Consider the following 15,205-nt stretch of genomic DNA (forward strand, 5'->3'; position numbering starts at 1 on the left):
CGACTGCTCTGTCCACAGCAGGTCACACGGCGTTGCCAGGAGTGGGAAGATGGGCGGGTGCCTTCTGCGACCGCCCGCAAGAACCTTCGCGACGACCTGACCGCCCACGTGTTCCGGGCCGGGTACTACCCGGACCTGGTCAACGACGTGATCGACGTCGCGCTCGCCGACGAGCCCGTCCTCGCGCACCTCGTCCAGGCGGAGACCACGTTCGACAGCCAGGTGCGCCGTCACCTGACCGTCCTCGTGCTGACCCCGACGCGCCTGGTCGCCGCGCACGTCGACGACCACGAGGGCGACGCCGCCAACCCGTCGTCCGCCGCGGCCACCACCGAGGCCGTACCCCTCGGCGAGGTGCGGTCCGTCGCGCTCACGCACGTCGTGGCCGAGCCCGCCGACCACCGGCCCGGGGACAGCGCCGCCGAGCTGACGCTCGCGGTCGGCTGGGGCGCGGTCTCCCGCCTCGACCTCGAGCCCGCGACGTGCCCGGACCCGAACTGCGAGGCCGACCACGGGTACACCGGGCAGATCACACCCGACGACATCGTCGTGCGGGTCTCCGACGCCGCCGAGGGGCGCGACGCCGTGCGCCGTGCCGCCGCGTTCGCCCGCGAGCTCTCGGCCGCCACCGGGGTGGGCGGGCGCCCCACCCGATGACCGCGATCCCGCTGCCCGACGACCTCGTCGCGCCGTCCTACGGCACCGACTCCCTGGCCGCGGTCCTCCCGGCAGCCGCCGGCTGCCTCGGCGTGGACGTCACCACCAGCACCGGCCTGCGGTCGACCGCCTGCGCGGCCGCGCTGGGTCTGCCGGCCGCGCGGCGCGTCGTCGTCGTCATGGTGGACGGCCTCGGCCTGCACAACCTCGCCGAGCGCGGCGGGCACGCACCGTTCCTGCGCCGCCTGCTGCCCGAAGCGCACTCGTTGGTGACCAGCTTCCCGTCGACGACGGCGGCCGCGCTCGCCACCTTCGGCACCGGCACCGCACCGGGCCTGACCGGCATGCTGGGGTACACCCAGCGCAACCCCGCCACCGGCGGGCTGGCCACCATGGTGTCCTGGCAGGAGCAGTCCGACCCGTACCGGCCCGAGCCCAAGACCTCTGCGCCGCTGGGCACCGACCCGGCCGACCTGCAGCGCGAGCCCACGGTCTTCGAGGCGCTCGGCGCCGGGGTCAGTGTCGTGGCCCCCGGTCCTGCCAAGTTCGCCGGGTCCGGCATGACGCGCGCCGCCCTGCGCGGACCGCGCTACGTGGTGGCCGAGACGTTCGCCGAGCGCGTCGACGCGACGCTGCGGGCCCTGCGCGACGACGGGCTCGTCTACCTCTACCAGGGCGAGGTCGACGCGGTCGGGCACCAGCACGGACCGGACTCGTGGCAGTGGGGCGACGCGCTGGAGGCCACCGACGCCGAGCTGCGCCGCCTCGCCGCGAGCGTCCCGGCCGGCACCCTGATCCTCGTCACCGCCGACCACGGCCAGGTCACGACCGACCCCGCCCGCCAGCACGACGTCGCCGCCGTCCCCGCCCTCGACCAGGACGTCGCCCTGCTCGGTGGCGAGCCGCGCATGACCCACGTCTACGCCGCCCCCGGCGCGGACCCCGCGGGGATCGCGCAGCGGTGGGCCGCCACGCTGGGTGAGGACGCCGTCGTCGTGCCGCGCGACGCCGCGACCGACGCCGGCTGGCTCGGGCCCGTGGCCGACCACGTGCTGCCCGCGGTGGGTGACGTGCTCGTCGCCGCGCGGGGGAGGGCCACCGTCGTCGACTCCCGGCTGCACTCCGCCAACGCCCGGCGCATGCCGGGCGTCCACGGGTCGCTGACGCCCACCGAGATGGTCGTCCCGCTGCTCGTCGCCTTCTGAACACCGCCGTCTGACAGGATCTGAGCATGGCCGAGCTCGTCTTCTTCTCCGGGACCATGGACAGCGGCAAGTCGACGCTGGCCCTGCAGACGGACCACAACCACCGCGCCCGCGGACGCCACGGCATCATCTTCACGCGCAACGACCGCGCCGGCGCGGCCCGGCTGTCGTCGCGGCTCGGCCTCGAGGTCGACGCGCGCGAGGTCACCGAGGACACCGACTTCTGGCAGGTCATCACCGCCGAGCGGCAGCACGGCCACGTCGTGGACTACCTGGTGTGCGACGAGGCGCAGTTCTACTCGCCCGCGCAGGTCGAGCAGCTCGCGCGCCTGGTCGACGAGATCGAGATGGACGTCTTCGCGTTCGGCATCACCGCCGACTTCCGCACCCGGTTGTTCCCCGGCTCGGCACGTCTCGTGGAGCTCGCCGACCGCATGGAGGTGCTGCAGGTGCAGTCCCTGTGCTGGTGCGGGGCGCGGGCCACCCACAACGCCCGGACCGTCGGCGGGGTCATGGTCGTCGAGGGCGACCAGGTCGTCGTCGGGGACGTCGCCTCCGGGGCGGAGGTCGCCTACGAGGTGCTGTGCCGCCGGCACCACATGCGACGGATGACCCAAGACACCGCCCGGCGGCTCGCGCCGTCGACGGACACGCTGCTCGACATGCACTGAGCGGTGCGACCGGCCTCAGGACGAGGGGCGCGCACCGCCGAACACGATCTCGTCCCAGCTCGGCACCTGCGCGCGCCCCTTGCGCGGGGAGCGCCGACCGGACTTGCCCGGCTTGGGCGGGGCGGGGACGTCGCCCAGGACCGCCGACGGCACGGGCGCCGCAGTGCCCGGCACCACCGGTTCGGTCGCCACGGGGTCCGAGGTCACGGGCTCCGCAACCACCGGGTCGGTCGCCGTCGGTCCGGGACCGTCCGTACCTGGCGTCGACGGTGAACCTTCCGGGCCGCTCGCGGCTCCCCGGTCGGTCTCCGGCTCGGTGGCCGGTGACCCGCTGCCACGCGCGGAGCCGGTCTCCGGCGCAGGGTCCTCGTCCGTGGCCTGCTCGGCGGGCGCTGCGCCCGGCGAGTCGGCCGAGCCGGCGCTGCGCGAGGCACGCTGCGCGTCGCGCCGCGCACCGAGGTCGACCACGCTCGCGCCGTCGTCGGGCACGGGTGGGGGTGTCAGATCGAGGGGCAGCTCCTGGTCCTGCGGGCCGGCGTCGCTGCGTCGGGGCCGTTGCGCCGGACGCTGACCGCGCCGACCTGCCAGGTCGTCGAGCAGCCGTGCCGTGGCGTCGCCCGCCGGATCGGGTGGTGCGGGGCGTCGCCGGTCGACCACGCCGGGCACGCCCAGCACCTCGGGGGAGACCGGGTCGTCGGGCTGCCCGAGCCAGCGCGCCTCGTCGTCCAGCGCGACCACGACGCGGCCCTTGGGGTCGAACGACCAGCGGGCGGTGCGCTCGCGCTCCCCGGCGGTGAAGCGGACCTCCACGTGCCACGGGGCGTTGCCCTCGCGCCGGGCGGTCCACGTGGCCTCGCCCTCGCGGACGCCCCGCGCGGCCAGACGGCTGTCCGCCAGCTCACCCAGGTCGGTCTTCCCCTCGGGGTCGACGTGGTGGGTGCGCACCTGGTTGACGACGTGGTCGCGTTCGGTGATGACCGGCCACTCGTAGCGGCGCACGTGCTCCAGGGGAAGCCCGGAGGTCTCGGCCAGGTCCTCGGCCGTCGCCCCGGCGCGCAGTCGTGCCTGCACCTCGCGGGGACGCAGCGTCGCCGCGGACTCGGCCTGCAGCGCCTCGGTCCGCGGCCTGTCGCGACGGACCGCGGCCCGCAGCGCCTCGGTGATCGTCAAGGTGTGCTCGACGCCGTCCGGGCCGCGCAGGACCAGGCGCTCGGCGTCCTCGTGCAACGTCACGAGCTCGAGCTCTGCCATGGTTCCTCCTCACGCCCGCCCGCACGGCGGGCCCGCTCGTTCGAGGGTGCCACCCGTGACGGCCCGCCGCGTGCAGGCGCGTCGGTGTGCCGCGAATCCTCGGTTGCTCGTGGCCCGGGCGCTGGACAGGATGACCCCGTGGAGAACCTGATGGCCGGAGTCAGCGTCCTCGAGACGGCAGCCGTCTTCGTCGCGGCGGTCTCCGGGGCGCTGGCCGCCGTGCGCAAGCGGTTCGACCTGTTCGGCGTGCTGGTGCTGGCCTGGGTGTGCGGGCTCGGCGGCGGCATCCTGCGCGACCTGCTCATCGGCGACACCCCGCCGGTGGGCATCTCGAGCTGGCGGCTGGTCGTCGCGGCGCTCGCGGCGGGACTGGTCACGTTCGTGCTGCACCCGGGGCTGGCCCGGCTGCGCCGCTCCGTGGTCGTGCTCGACGCCGCCGCGCTGTCGTTGTTCGTCGTCCAGGGCACGACCAAGTCGTTGGAGCTCGACGCCGGGCTGCTCGCCTCGCTCGTCGTCGGTGTCCTCACGGGCGTCGGGGGTGGTGTCCTGCGCGACATGCTCGTGGGCGAGACGCCCCTGATCTTCGCCGACCGGCAGCTCTACGCCGTCCCGGCGATCCTCGGCGCGGGCGCCGTCGTCGTGCTGTGGGAGACGGGGTGGTGGGCGTGGTGGTCCGCGCTGTGCGTCGTGGCCTTCGTGCTGGGCTTCCGGCTGCTGTCCCTCGCGCTCGGCTGGGTCGTGCCGCACGTCGGCGGCGGCTGGACCGGCCGGTGGGGCCGGGAATCGGGCAGGATGGACGGGTGACCTCACAGCCTGCCCTCCCGTCCGCACCCGAGATCGCCGACCTGCGCTCCCTGGCCCGATCGCTCGCGCTCGAGGCCGGGGCGATGGTGCGTGGTGGCCGCCCCGACCGGGTCGTGGTCGCGGCCACGAAGTCCACCGACGTCGATCCGGTGACCGAGATGGACCGCGCCTCGGAGGCCCTGCTGCGCCGGCGTCTGGCCGCTCGCCGTCCGCAGGACGCGATCCTCGGTGAGGAGGGCGACGACGTCCCCGGCACGAGCGGTCTGACGTGGGTCGTGGATCCGATCGACGGGACCGTCAACTACCTGTACGGCATCGCCTCCTACGCCGTCTCCGTGGCCGTGGTGGCGGGCGGGACCGACCCGGCCACCTGGACGCCGCTGGCCGGGGCCGTGCACTCCGTGGTGGACGGCGTGACCTGGACGGCGGCCCGCGGTCAGGGTGCTGAGAAGGACGGTCGGGAGCTGCGGGTGCGCGAGGCGACCTCGCTCGCGACCTGCCTGGTCGGCACCGGCTTCGGGTACGACGCGACGCGACGGGCGCACCAGGCCCGCGTGCTGGGGCAGGTGCTGCCCCGGGTGCGCGACATCCGCCGTCTCGGTGCGGCGGCCATCGACCTGTGCCTCCTCGCCGAGGGCTCCCTCGACCTCTACTACGAGCGTGGTCTCAACCCGTGGGACGTCGCCGCCGGAGGCCTGGTGGCCGTCGAGGCCGGTGCCGCGCTGTCCGGGCTGCGGGGAGCGCCCGCGACGCAGCTCATGACCGTCGCCGGGGCGCCGGCGCGGCAGACGGAGCTGGTGGCCCTGCTGGAGGCCGCTGACGCCGACGGGCTCGAGTGACCCGGCGCGAGGCTGAGATCAGCTACTGTTTGCGCTGGTCAACCCGGGTGTGACCGGCGCGACACGGCGTCGTGTCGCGTACCCGCCACGAATAGTGCAGAATCCGGGGGCCGACCGGGAACAAAACCAGTCCGCCGAGCATTACCAGCGCGTACCGCCACCGACCCCCACGGAGTGTGACACCACAGATGGCAACCGACTACGACGCACCCCGCAAGAACGAAGAGGACAACGAGCAGGACTCCATCCAGGAGCTCCAGGCCCGTCGTTCCGACAAGTCGTCGGGTGTCGTCGACGAGGACGAGACGGAAGCCGCGGAAGGGTTCGAGCTCCCGGGCGCCGACCTGTCCGGCGAGGAGCTCGCGGTGCGCGTCCTTCCCCGCCAGGCTGACGAGTTCACGTGCTCGAGCTGCTTCCTCGTGCACCACCGCAGCCAGCTGGCCTACGAGAAGAAGGGCCAGATGATCTGCACGGAGTGCGCCGCCTGACGTTCGAGCCTGGCACCAGTCCAGTCCCCGACACCCGGGCCGTCATGTCCTCGACGTGACGGCCTTCGTCGTCCCCGGACCGTGCGGGCCGACGGCGCCGGAGCGCTCAGCGGGCCGCCGCCTCCTCGATCGCCGCGGCCAGGTCGTCCGGACGGCGCGTGGAGATCAACCAGTACGGCGTCGGGTCCAGCGGGTCCACCAGCTCCGCCTTGAGCCCCGTGCGGGCCCAGCTGCGCAGGCAGACGTACGCGCGGGCGTCGAGCTCCGGCCCGAGCTGTACCCGCATCTCCTCCGCGCTGAACACGGGGGTGACGGGCCCCAGCAGGCCGACGGGGACGTGGGCGGTCCCGGCGCGCAGCTCGCCGTCGGCTACCTCGACCACCGGGGCGGTGGCGACCAGGGCGGCGATCACGCCCGCCGCGGCCAGGATCCCTGCGCCCGGCGCGACCAGCGGGGCGACGGGCAGGACCACCACGGCCACGATCACCCCGAGCCCCACCGCGGCGACCCACGCGCCCGGTCCCGGCAGCAGGCGCTCGCGGAACAGCGGTGTCGGCGCCGAGCCGGTGGTGTCGGATGATCGCGTGGACGCGTCGTTCATGCGTACATCATCGCAGGCCCCAGGTGTCCGATAGGCTGCCCCGGTGCCTGAGAATGCGAGCCCGCCGGTGACCGACCCGAGCACGCTCGACGTGCTCGTCACGATCCTGGACGACGGCGTTCCCGTGCCCGCCTACGCCCATCCGGGCGACGCCGGTGCGGACCTGGTCACGACGCGCGACGTCGAGCTCGCCCCCGGCACGCGCGACGTCGTGCCGACCGGTGTGGCGATCGCGCTGCCGGAGGGCTTCGCGGCCTTCGTCCACCCCCGTTCCGGCCTCGCGGCGAAGCACGGCGTCACCGTCGTCAACGCCCCCGGCACCATCGACGCCGGGTACCGGGGCGAGATCAAGGTCGTGCTGGCCAACACCGACGCCACCGAGACCGTCCGGCTGAGCCGTGGTGACCGCATCGCCCAGCTCGTGGTCCAGCGCGTCGAGCACGCCCGCTTCCTGGTGGCGGACCGTCTGCCCGGGTCGCACCGCGGCGACGGCGGGTTCGGGTCGAGCGGTGGGATCACGCCCGCCTGACCTGCGCGTTTAGACCGGTGCCACGATCGGTCTAACCTGGATACAGGACGGCGTGCGCGCCGTCGGAATCGACGAGACAAGGAGATCCCTGGTGGGTCTGTTCCGGCGCAAGGCGTCGACGAAGGCGACCGAGTCCGCCGCTGCGGACGAGACCGCTGCCGCTCCGGGCGGAGAGCCCGGGGGCGCGGAGCCGACGGCGGCGCCCGCGGGGCGCGGACCGTACGACTCCTCGCAGGTGACGGCCATGGGGCCGCGCGTGGACCTCGGAGCGGTCTGGCTGCCGGTGCTGCCCGGGCTGCAGCTGCGCATGGAGGTCGACAAGAAGTCGCAGAAGGTCACCGGAGTGGCGGCCTCGCTGCAGGGCTCCGTGCTGCAGGTGCAGGCCTTTGCCGCGCCCAAGACAGGTGGCATCTGGGACGAGGTGCGCGAGGAGATCGCAGCGTCCCTGACCAAGCAGGGCGGGACGGTCGACGACGTCCCCGGCGCGTTCGGCCGCGAGCTCGTGGCGCGCATCCCGGCGAAGACGGCCGAGGGCAAGCCGGCGGTACGGCCGGCGCGGTTCATCGGCCACGACGGCCCGCGCTGGTTCCTGCGCGGCGTGCTGTCCGGGCGCGCCGCCGTCGACACCGAGGCCGCCAAGCCGCTGGAGTCGGTCTTCGCGAACATCGTCGTCGTCCGCGACTCGAACCCTCGCCCGCCCCGGGACCTGCTCACGCTCACGTTGCCGCGGCAGGCCCGCAAGGACGGTGCGGGGGCCGACACCACGGACGGGCTCCCCGACACGACGCCGCAGGCCCCGTCCTTCGACCCGCTCACGCGCGGGCCGGAGATCACCGAGATCCGCTGAGGCCCCCGGTGTCCCTGCGCAGCATGGTCCGCACGGCTCTCGCCTCCACCGACGAGGTCGCCGCCGACGAGGAGCGCACGGCCGCGGCGCTGGTGACGGGCTGTCGCCCGCTCGAGGAGCTCGAGCCGCGTCATCGCGGCGTTGCTTCCGGCGTCCTGCGCTCGGTCGTGCTGCGTCCACGACAGAACGTCCCCAGCGTGGAGGCCGAGCTGTACGACGGGTCGGGGACGTTGCACCTGGTCTGGCTCGGGCGCCGGGAGATCGCCGGCATCGAGCCAGGGCGGCGGCTGCGCGTCGAGGGCATGGTGACGGTCCGCGACGGCCGGCGCACGATGTTCAACCCCCGGTACGAGCTGCGCGCGCGGGCCGGCGAATGAGCCGGCAGGACGAGGAGCACGAGGACCACGTGAACGACCAGCGCCACGCTCCCGAGGCGACGACCGGCGACCCGACGTCCTCCGGCGAGGGGCCACGTCGCGGGATGCGCGCCGTGACCGCCGACTCCTTCTCGTTCACCGAGGCGGTCGGCGGGGTACGGGGCGTCGTCGAGGCGATCCTGCCGGGACTCGTCTTCGTCGTCGTCTACGTCGTCACGCAGGACCTCCCGCCGTCGTTGCTGTCAGCGGTGGGGGCCGCGCTGGTGGCCGTCGTGGCACGCCTGGTCCAGCGCACCCCTGTCACCCAGGCTCTCGGCGGCGTGCTCGGGATCGCCGTCGGTGTCGTGTGGGCGTGGCGGTCGGGCGAGGCCCAGGACTTCTACGTCGTCGGGCTGTGGACCAACGCCGCCTACCTGCTCGCCTTCGTGATCTCCATCCTGGTGCGCTGGCCCCTGGTGGGCCTCGTCGTCGAGGGGATCCGGGCCGGATTCTCCGACCCGTCGACCCGTCGCGCCGGGGCCGACAGCGACACGGAGCCTGCCGAGGACGGGCAGGAGAGCCCGTTCGCCGCGTTGGCGGCCTGGCGGTCCGACGCCGGGCTCGTGCGCCGCTACACCATCGCCAGCTGGTTCTGGGTGGGCCTCTTCGCCGTGCGCCTGGTGGTCAAGGTCCCGCTCTACCTGAACGGCGACGTCGGGTGGCTCGGCACCATGCACCTGATCCTCGGCGTCCCGCTGTGGGGTCTCGTGCTGTGGCTCACCTGGGTCGTGGTGCGCGGCGCTCACTCCCGTGGCCGGGAGCCTGCCGCGACCTGAGGTTGGCGAGCCGCCCTCAGCCGAGCTCGGGCCCGTCGACGACGAGTCGCTGCAACATGTCAGGGTCGGACTCCTGGCCGGTGACGAGCATCAGCTCGTCGCCGGCCTCCAGCGCGTCGTCCGGGGTCGGGCTGAAGGGCCGGATGCCGCGCACCACGCAGGCCAGGACGACGTCCGGCGGCCAGACCACGTCGCTGACCCGCAGGCCCACCAGCGGGGACTCCTCGGGCAGGGTCACCTCGAGGATGTCGGCGCCCGACTGGTGGAAGGTGAAGATCCGCACCAGGTCGCCGACCGACACGGCCTCCTCGACCATGGCGGTCATGATGCGCGGCGTCGAGACCGCGACGTCGACGCCCCACGACTCGTCGAACATCCACTCGTTGCGCGGGTTGTTGACCCGGGCGACCGTGCGGGGCACGGCGAATTCCGTCTTGCTGAGCAGGGAGAACACGAGGTTGACCTTGTCGTCCCCGGTGGCCCCCACCACGACGTCCGCCGAGGACACGTCCGCCCCGTCGAGGGAGGACGTCTCGCAGGCGTCGGCCAGGACCCAGTCGGCGTCGGGGACCTGGGAGACCCGCATGGCCGACGGGTTCTTGTCCACCAGGACGACGTCGTGGTCGTTGGCGAGGAGCTCGGAGGCGATGGACCGGCCGACCGACCCGGCACCGGCGATGACGACACGCATCAGTCCTGGTCCTCCTCGGGCCCGGGGGTGTGGGTGATCAGCCTCTCGACCCGGGCGGCGTCGTCGGCGTGCATGAGCACGTGCAGCTCGTCGTTCTCCTGCAGCAGGGTGTCCGGCGCCACGAGCCGCGCCTCGGCGTACCGTGTGAGGAACGCGACCCGTGCGCCGGTGGTCGCCTCGATGCGGCGCACGGACTTGCCGAGCCAGTCGGGGTGGTAGTCGACCTGCGCGAGCCGGACGACACCGGTGGGGTCGCGGTACTCGTCGGTCGCCCCGAGCGGGAGCATGCGCCGCATGACCTGGTCCGCGGTCCAGCGGACCGTCGCGACGGTCGGGATGCCGAGGCGCTGGTAGATCTCGGCCCGGTGCGGGTCGTAGATCCGTGCGACGACGTGGTCGACACCGTAGGTCTCCCGGGCGACCCGTGCGGCGAGCACGTTGGAGTTGTCGCCGTCGGAGACCGCGGCGAACCCGTAGGTGTCCTCGATCCCGGCCTGCACGAGCGTCTCGCGGTCGAAGCCGACGCCGGTCACCTTGTGGCCGGCGAAGTCGGGGCCGAGCCGGCGGAAGGCGTCGGGGTTCTGGTCGATGACCGCGACCGAGTGGCCGCGCGCCTCGATCTCCTGCGCGAGCGAGGAGCCCACGCGGCCGCATCCCATGATCACGAAGTGCACACCACGGAACGCTATACCCCTGGCAGCCGGTGTGCCGACCCGCGCCGGGACGCCCCGTCGGGCATAGCATGAGTCACCGTGTCGGACATCGCAGACGCCGCGAAGCGGCTGCTCCTAGGGCGCCCCTTGCGCAGCGAGAGCTCGAAGCGCTCTCTCCTGCCCAAGCGCGTCGCGCTGCCGGTGTTCGCCTCGGACGCGCTGTCGTCGATGGCGTACGCCCCGGACGAGATCCTGCTGATGCTCGCGCTCGCGGGCATCGCGGCCACCGCGTTCTCCCCGTGGGTCGGGCTCGTCGTCGTGGTCGTCCTGCTGGTGGTGGTCGCCTCCTACCGCCAGATCGTGCGCGCGTACCCCTCCGGTGGTGGCGACTACGAGGTCGCGACGACCAACCTGGGCCCGACGGCGGGCATCGGGGTCGCCTCGGCGCTCATGCTCGACTACGTGCTCACCGTGGCGGTGTCGTTGTCCGCGGCGTCGCAGTACCTCGCGGTGCTCGTCCCGTCGGCTCGCGGCCACGAACCGCTCGTGGCCGCCGCGCTGGTCGCCGCGCTGACGGTGGTGAACCTGCGCGGCGTGCGCGAGTCCGCCTGGGTCTTCGTCGTGGTGATCTACTGCTTCATGGCCGCGCTCGGGGTGCTCGCCGTCGTCGGCGCGGTGCGGTTCTGGTCCGGTGACATGCCGCAGGCGCCCAGCGCCGACCTGGAGCTGGTCCCCGCGGCCGGGTACGAGCAAGGGCTGCTCGGCATCGCCGGCGCGTTCCTCGTCGCGCGTGCCTTCGCCTCGGGCGCCGTCGCGCTGACCGGCGTCGAGTCCATCACCAGCGACGTGCCGGCCTTCCGCCGGCCGAAGAGGCGCAACGCCGCCACCACGCTCGCGCTGCTGGGCGCGATCTCGGCCGCGATGCTCATGACGATCCTGTTCCTCGCGCAGGCGACGGGCGTGAAGTTCGTCGAGGACCCCGCCACGCAGCTCACCCGGGACGGGGTGCCCGTCGGCGACGACTACGAGCAGCATCCCGTCCTCGCCCAGCTGGCCGAGACGGTGTTCGGCGGGTTGTCCGTGGTCGCCGCGATCACGATCGGCGTCACCGCGCTGGTGCTGCTGCTCGCCGCCAACACGGCCTTCCACGGGTTCCCGGTCCTGGGGTCGCTGCTCGCCAAGGACGGGTACCTGCCCCGTCAGCTGCACACCCGCGGTGACCGCATGGCGTTCTCCAACGGCATCGTCACGCTCGCGATCGCGGCCGGCGTGCTGGTGCTCGTCTTCAACGCCGAGGTCACGACCCTCATCCAGCTCTACATCGTGGGGGTCTTCGTCTCGTTCACCCTCTCCCAGCTCGGGATGCTGCGGCACTGGACGCGCGAGCTGCGCAAGGAGCCCTCGCGCGCCGTCCGGGCCCGGATGAAGTGGTCGAGGGCGCTCAACGGCCTGGGTTTCGGCCTGACCTCGGCCGTCCTGGTGATCGTCCTGGTCACGAAGTTCACCCATGGCGCCTGGATCACGGTGGTCGCGATGGCCGTGCTCTTCGTGCTCATGCGCGCCATCCGCAAGCACTACGACCGGGTGCGGTCCGAGCTCGCGCTCGACGACCTGTCCCGGGCGCGCGCGCTGCCCAGCCGCGTGCACGCCGTGGTGCTCGTCTCGCGGGTCCACAAGCCGACGATGCGTGCGCTCGCCTACGCGCGGGCGTCCCGACCTTCCTCGCTGGAAGCCGTGACGGTGGGTGTGGACGCCGACGAGATCGCCGACCTGCGCCAGCGGTGGGAGGCGCTGGACCTGCCGGTGCCGTTGCGGGTGCTGGACTCGCCCTACCGCGAGATCACCCGCCCGGTCCTGCACTACGTGCGGTCGCTGCGCAGCGAGTCCCCGCGCGACCTCGTCGTGGTGTACATCCCCGAGTACGTCGTGGGCCGGTGGTGGGAGCACCTGCTGCACAACCAGTCGGCGCTGCGGCTCAAGGGCCGGCTGCTGTTCACCCCGGGCGTGGTCGTCGCCTCCGTCCCGTGGCAGCTCTCCTCGTCCGCGGGGTACACGGGACTCGAGAGTGACGAGGTCGAGGGCCGCCGACCGCTCTGAGCAAGGGACAATGGGTCGGTGACCCGACCCCGCCGATCGTCCCCCCGCCCCCGCCCCGTCGACCCGAACGTCGGCCTCGAGCTCGTGCTCGAGGTCGGTCCCGTCGCCCACGGCGGCCACTGCGTCGCGCGGCACGAGGGCCGTGTCGTCTTCGTGCGGCACACGCTGCCCGGTGAGACCGTCCGTGCACGCGTGACGGAAGGCGGCAAGAAGTTCTGGCGCGCGGATGCCGTCGAGGTCCTGGAGTCGTCCGCGGACCGGGTCGAACCGGCCTGGCCGGCCGCCGGCCCCGGTGGCGCGGGGGGCGGCGAGCTCTCGCACGTCTCCCTGCCCGCCCAGCGCCGGTGGAAGGCGGCCGTCGTGGCGGAACAGCTGCAGCGGCTCGCCGGCCTGGAGCTCGATGTCACCGTCGAGGCCGCACCGGGCGACGACGAGAACCACGGGTTGGGGTACCGCACCCGCGTCGAGCTCGTGACCGACGGCGGGGGGCGCGCGGGCATGCGGCGCTTCCGTTCGCACGACGTCGTCACGCTCGACGCGATGCCGCTGGGGACCCCGGAGGTGGCGGCGCTCGCAGAGAGCGAGAGCGTGTTCACCCACCGTTGGCGCCCGGGCCAGCGCATCGAGCTCGTGGCGCCGGCCGGTGGCGAGACGCCGATGGTGCTCGTCGACGGCACGCCGTGGCGACGGGGCCGGCCGGACTTCCGTCCCAACGCCCGCCGCTCGGTGAGCGAGACGGTGACGGTGGGCGGCACCGAGCACCGCTACCGGGTCGCTGCGGACGGGTTCTGGCAGGTGCACCGCGAGGCGCCGGCCGTGCTGGCCGGCGCGGTGCTGGACGCCGTCGGTGACGTCACCGGGCGGACCGTCCTCGACCTGTACTCGGGGGCCGGGCTGTTCACGCTCCCGCTCGCGGCCGCCGTCGGGGAGCAGGGGCGTGTCGTCGCGGTCGAGGGCGACGAGCAGGCCGTGAAGGACGCCCGACGCAACGTGCACGGCCTGGACCAGGTCGACCTGCGCCTGGGCGCGGTGGACCGGGTGCTCGCCGGCAGCGCAGGTGACGCCCAGGGCGACGTCGGTCCGGCCGACGTCGTGGTGCTGGACCCGCCGCGTGCGGGCGCCGGGCGCACCGTCGTCGACGCGATCGCGGGCCGGGCGCCGGGTCGGATCGTCTACGTGGCGTGCGACCCGGCGGCGCTGGCACGCGACATCGGCCTGCTCGCCGGGCACGGCTACGGCCTGACGAGCCTGCGGGCGTTCGACCTGTTCCCGCACACCCACCACGTGGAGTGCGTGGCGGTCCTGGACCGCTGACCCTCCCGGTACGGTCGGGGTCATGGACGGGGGAACCACGGACGGACGAGGGCCGGTGCGCCGCTGGCTGCCGCTGCGACTGGCGGTGGTCGCGGTGGTGGCGCTGGCCGGTCTCGTGGTCGCGCTGCTCGTGCGGCAAGAGGATCCGGACCTGGTCCTCAACAGCTACCGGGGCGCACCGGCCGGTGCGGAAGCCACGGAGGGCATGGAGCCGGGCTGGGTCCTCGGGCAGGACGGGCGGCTGGCCGTCTACGCGGCGGGCAGCTCGTCCTGCCCGTGGACGCCGACGTCGGTCACCGCCGAGGGCGACCTGGTCTCGGTCCGTCTCGAGGTCGACGACGGCATGTGCACGGCGGACATGGTCTACACCACGCACGTCGTGGCCCTCCCGGCGGGGGTCGACCCGCAGTCGCTCGAGGTGGAGCTGGAGCTGGTCGCCCCGGGGTGACCCGGGACCGCCGGACGTCTCAGGCGAGCCGCGCCGCGGCCGAGGCGAAGCCGAGCCAGGTGTGCCGGTTGCCCCACCAGCACCAGCCGACCTTGGCAGCGCCGCGGCGCTCGATGCCGCCCCGGCCGGTGCCGTTGGAGATCCACACCGCCGGCGTGCGCGTGTCGAACGAGCCGTCCGGCTTGCGCAGCCGGGAGCCGATCGTCATGAAGCACCGGTTGCGTTCCAGCGCCGTGGGGTCCTGCAGCACCCAGTGCAGGCCCTCGGCCAGGGTCAGCGGGCTGCGGCCGCGCCCGGCGATCTCGGGCGACGCCTCGGCGGGGGACCAGTTCGCCAGGTCGTCGCCCCGGTCCGGGCCGACGACGGCGTAGACGTCGCTGGTGGGCTCGTCGACGCCCGTGGGGGCGAAGGCGTCGACGTCGGGCATGTCGACGACGACGAACCCGGGACGCTCGTCCGTGCCGCTGCGGGTGCGGACCTGGCGGCGCAGGTGCGGCGCGAGGGACGACGGCGGCAGGTGCCGGGGGTGCACCACGAGCAGGGAGCCCTCGGGCGCGCGTCGGGCGAGCTCTGCGGCGGCCGAGTGCAGGGCTGCGGGGTCGAGGGTTCCGTGGTCGGTCAGCAGGCCGAGCTCGACCAGGTGGGCGGCCTGGGTGGCGAGGGAGGGCAGGGGTGCGGGCACGCGGGGTCCTTCCGTGGGGGGAGCGGCCAGGGTGCAACGCCTGGCGGCCCGACGGTGTTCCCGACCGTGTCGGGTCACGGTGAGGCACCCCTAAGTATCTTGACGTCAAGATATATGGGTTATGCTGGGGCCAGCCCGGCGGCCTGTGCGTACGCTGGGCGGAGCCCCCGGAAACCTCGGCGTCGGAACCATCTCCCGATCGGTGCCCGCGCCGGAAAGCCCCCGTAGAAGGAGCC

The 15,205-nt window shown here is 73.7% G+C and carries 18 protein-coding genes; 13 read left to right on the top strand and 5 right to left on the bottom strand.

The annotated features are described in order from the left end of the window. The first annotated feature begins 57 nt into the window (after positions 1 to 57). Genes HDG69_RS12220 through HDG69_RS12230 form a run of 3 tightly spaced genes read left to right on the top strand, consistent with a single transcriptional unit; the run spans position 58 to position 2,533 of the window. Positions 58 to 657 (top strand): DUF5998 family protein, encoded by a 600-nt coding sequence (locus tag HDG69_RS12220; RefSeq protein ID WP_171784117.1) that lies wholly within the window; start codon positions 58 to 60, stop codon positions 655 to 657. After that, on the top strand, positions 654 to 1,862 hold the full coding sequence (locus tag HDG69_RS12225) for an alkaline phosphatase family protein (RefSeq protein WP_171784118.1): 1,209 nt from the start codon (positions 654 to 656) through the stop codon (positions 1,860 to 1,862). The genes HDG69_RS12220 and HDG69_RS12225 overlap by 4 nt, the downstream gene beginning before the upstream one ends. A gap of 26 nt (positions 1,863 to 1,888) precedes the next feature. Then, positions 1,889 to 2,533 carry a thymidine kinase gene (locus HDG69_RS12230; protein ID WP_171784119.1) on the top strand — a complete coding sequence of 215 codons (645 nt, stop codon included), beginning with the start codon at positions 1,889 to 1,891 and terminating at the stop codon, positions 2,531 to 2,533. A gap of 15 nt (positions 2,534 to 2,548) precedes the next feature. On the opposite strand, the gene sepH is transcribed toward HDG69_RS12230, so the two are convergent. Continuing rightward, positions 2,549 to 3,784: a septation protein SepH gene (gene sepH / locus HDG69_RS12235; RefSeq protein WP_171784120.1), complete on the bottom strand. Its 1,236-nt coding sequence runs from the start codon at positions 3,782 to 3,784 to the stop codon at positions 2,549 to 2,551. A 138-nt stretch (positions 3,785 to 3,922) separates the two neighbouring features. Here sepH and HDG69_RS12240 point away from each other — a divergent pair, with 138 nt between their 5' ends. From HDG69_RS12240 to HDG69_RS12250, 3 genes are all read left to right on the top strand, one after another. Beyond that, a complete protein-coding gene (locus HDG69_RS12240; protein WP_343036418.1) occupies positions 3,923 to 4,588 on the top strand; it encodes a trimeric intracellular cation channel family protein in 666 nt (221 codons plus the stop codon). Next, positions 4,585 to 5,427, top strand: coding sequence for an inositol monophosphatase family protein (locus tag HDG69_RS12245; protein ID WP_343036419.1), 843 nt, complete (start codon positions 4,585 to 4,587; stop codon positions 5,425 to 5,427). The genes HDG69_RS12240 and HDG69_RS12245 overlap by 4 nt, the downstream gene beginning before the upstream one ends. A 188-nt stretch (positions 5,428 to 5,615) precedes the next feature. Further along, positions 5,616 to 5,915: a DUF4193 domain-containing protein gene (locus tag HDG69_RS12250; RefSeq protein WP_171784121.1), complete on the top strand. Its 300-nt coding sequence runs from the start codon at positions 5,616 to 5,618 to the stop codon at positions 5,913 to 5,915. Between the two features lie 106 nt (positions 5,916 to 6,021). Here the strand turns inward: HDG69_RS12250 and HDG69_RS12255 are convergent, their stop codons facing one another. Then, positions 6,022 to 6,516 (bottom strand): DUF3093 domain-containing protein, encoded by a 495-nt coding sequence (locus tag HDG69_RS12255; RefSeq protein ID WP_171784122.1) that lies wholly within the window; start codon positions 6,514 to 6,516, stop codon positions 6,022 to 6,024. A gap of 43 nt (positions 6,517 to 6,559) precedes the next feature. Here HDG69_RS12255 and dut point away from each other — a divergent pair, with 43 nt between their 5' ends. The 4 genes from dut to HDG69_RS12275 all read left to right on the top strand — a co-directional run bounded on the left by dut (position 6,560) and on the right by HDG69_RS12275 (position 9,084). Continuing rightward, the gene (gene dut, locus HDG69_RS12260) at positions 6,560 to 7,045 is read left to right on the top strand and encodes a dUTP diphosphatase (RefSeq protein ID WP_343036420.1); all 486 of its coding nucleotides are present in this window, start codon (positions 6,560 to 6,562) and stop codon (positions 7,043 to 7,045) included. Between the two features lie 91 nt (positions 7,046 to 7,136). Further along, positions 7,137 to 7,892, top strand: coding sequence for a DUF3710 domain-containing protein (locus tag HDG69_RS12265; protein ID WP_171784123.1), 756 nt, complete (start codon positions 7,137 to 7,139; stop codon positions 7,890 to 7,892). Positions 7,893 to 7,900: 8 nt separating this feature from the next. Further along, entirely contained in the window at positions 7,901 to 8,269 is a 369-nt protein-coding gene (locus tag HDG69_RS12270; protein WP_171784124.1) for an OB-fold nucleic acid binding domain-containing protein, read from the top strand. Further along, positions 8,266 to 9,084, top strand: coding sequence for a DUF3159 domain-containing protein (locus HDG69_RS12275; protein WP_246256614.1), 819 nt, complete (start codon positions 8,266 to 8,268; stop codon positions 9,082 to 9,084). Before HDG69_RS12270 ends, HDG69_RS12275 begins: the two co-directional genes overlap by 4 nt. Before the next feature lie 16 nt (positions 9,085 to 9,100). Here the strand turns inward: HDG69_RS12275 and HDG69_RS12280 are convergent, their stop codons facing one another. Then, on the bottom strand, positions 9,101 to 9,775 hold the full coding sequence (locus tag HDG69_RS12280) for a potassium channel family protein (protein ID WP_171784125.1): 675 nt from the start codon (positions 9,773 to 9,775) through the stop codon (positions 9,101 to 9,103). Then, positions 9,775 to 10,434 carry a potassium channel family protein gene (locus tag HDG69_RS12285; RefSeq protein WP_171784571.1) on the bottom strand — a complete coding sequence of 220 codons (660 nt, stop codon included), beginning with the start codon at positions 10,432 to 10,434 and terminating at the stop codon, positions 9,775 to 9,777. The genes HDG69_RS12280 and HDG69_RS12285 overlap by 1 nt, the downstream gene beginning before the upstream one ends. Positions 10,435 to 10,527: 93 nt before the next feature. Between HDG69_RS12285 and HDG69_RS12290 the strand changes: the two genes are divergently transcribed. From HDG69_RS12290 to HDG69_RS12300, 3 genes are read left to right on the top strand one after another with little or no spacing between them, the layout of a single operon-like run. Next, on the top strand, positions 10,528 to 12,525 hold the full coding sequence (locus HDG69_RS12290) for an amino acid permease (protein WP_171784126.1): 1,998 nt from the start codon (positions 10,528 to 10,530) through the stop codon (positions 12,523 to 12,525). Between the two features lie 18 nt (positions 12,526 to 12,543). Further along, positions 12,544 to 13,839 carry a TRAM domain-containing protein gene (locus HDG69_RS12295; RefSeq protein WP_171784127.1) on the top strand — a complete coding sequence of 432 codons (1,296 nt, stop codon included), beginning with the start codon at positions 12,544 to 12,546 and terminating at the stop codon, positions 13,837 to 13,839. 22 nt (positions 13,840 to 13,861) lie between these two features. Continuing rightward, positions 13,862 to 14,287, top strand: a complete 426-nt coding sequence (locus tag HDG69_RS12300) for a hypothetical protein (protein WP_171784128.1) — start codon at positions 13,862 to 13,864, stop codon at positions 14,285 to 14,287. A gap of 19 nt (positions 14,288 to 14,306) precedes the next feature. Here HDG69_RS12300 and HDG69_RS12305 read toward each other — a convergent pair whose 3' ends face one another. Then, entirely contained in the window at positions 14,307 to 14,969 is a 663-nt protein-coding gene (locus HDG69_RS12305; RefSeq protein ID WP_171784129.1) for a DUF5701 family protein, read from the bottom strand. Between the last annotated feature and the right edge of the window lie 236 nt (positions 14,970 to 15,205).

It is taken from the genome of Isoptericola halotolerans (genome assembly GCF_013149785.1).
GTDB classification, from domain to species: Bacteria; Actinomycetota; Actinomycetes; order Actinomycetales; family Cellulomonadaceae; genus Isoptericola; species Isoptericola halotolerans.

Excerpts from the sequence above, each read along its gene's own strand:
- HDG69_RS12225 (WP_171784118.1), top strand. The coding sequence starts at position 654 with ATGACCGCGATCCCGCTGCCCGACGACCTCGTCGCGCCGTCCTACGGC.
- HDG69_RS12230 (WP_171784119.1), top strand. The coding sequence starts at position 1,889 with ATGGCCGAGCTCGTCTTCTTCTCCGGGACCATGGACAGCGGCAAGTCG.
- sepH (WP_171784120.1), bottom strand. The coding sequence starts at position 3,784 with ATGGCAGAGCTCGAGCTCGTGACGTTGCACGAGGACGCCGAGCGCCTG.
- HDG69_RS12250 (WP_171784121.1), top strand. The coding sequence starts at position 5,616 with ATGGCAACCGACTACGACGCACCCCGCAAGAACGAAGAGGACAACGAG.
- HDG69_RS12255 (WP_171784122.1), bottom strand. The coding sequence starts at position 6,516 with ATGAACGACGCGTCCACGCGATCATCCGACACCACCGGCTCGGCGCCG.
- HDG69_RS12275 (WP_246256614.1), top strand. The coding sequence starts at position 8,266 with ATGAGCCGGCAGGACGAGGAGCACGAGGACCACGTGAACGACCAGCGC.
- HDG69_RS12280 (WP_171784125.1), bottom strand. The coding sequence starts at position 9,775 with ATGCGTGTCGTCATCGCCGGTGCCGGGTCGGTCGGCCGGTCCATCGCC.
- HDG69_RS12285 (WP_171784571.1), bottom strand. The coding sequence starts at position 10,434 with ATGGGATGCGGCCGCGTGGGCTCCTCGCTCGCGCAGGAGATCGAGGCG.
- HDG69_RS12300 (WP_171784128.1), top strand. The coding sequence starts at position 13,862 with ATGGACGGGGGAACCACGGACGGACGAGGGCCGGTGCGCCGCTGGCTG.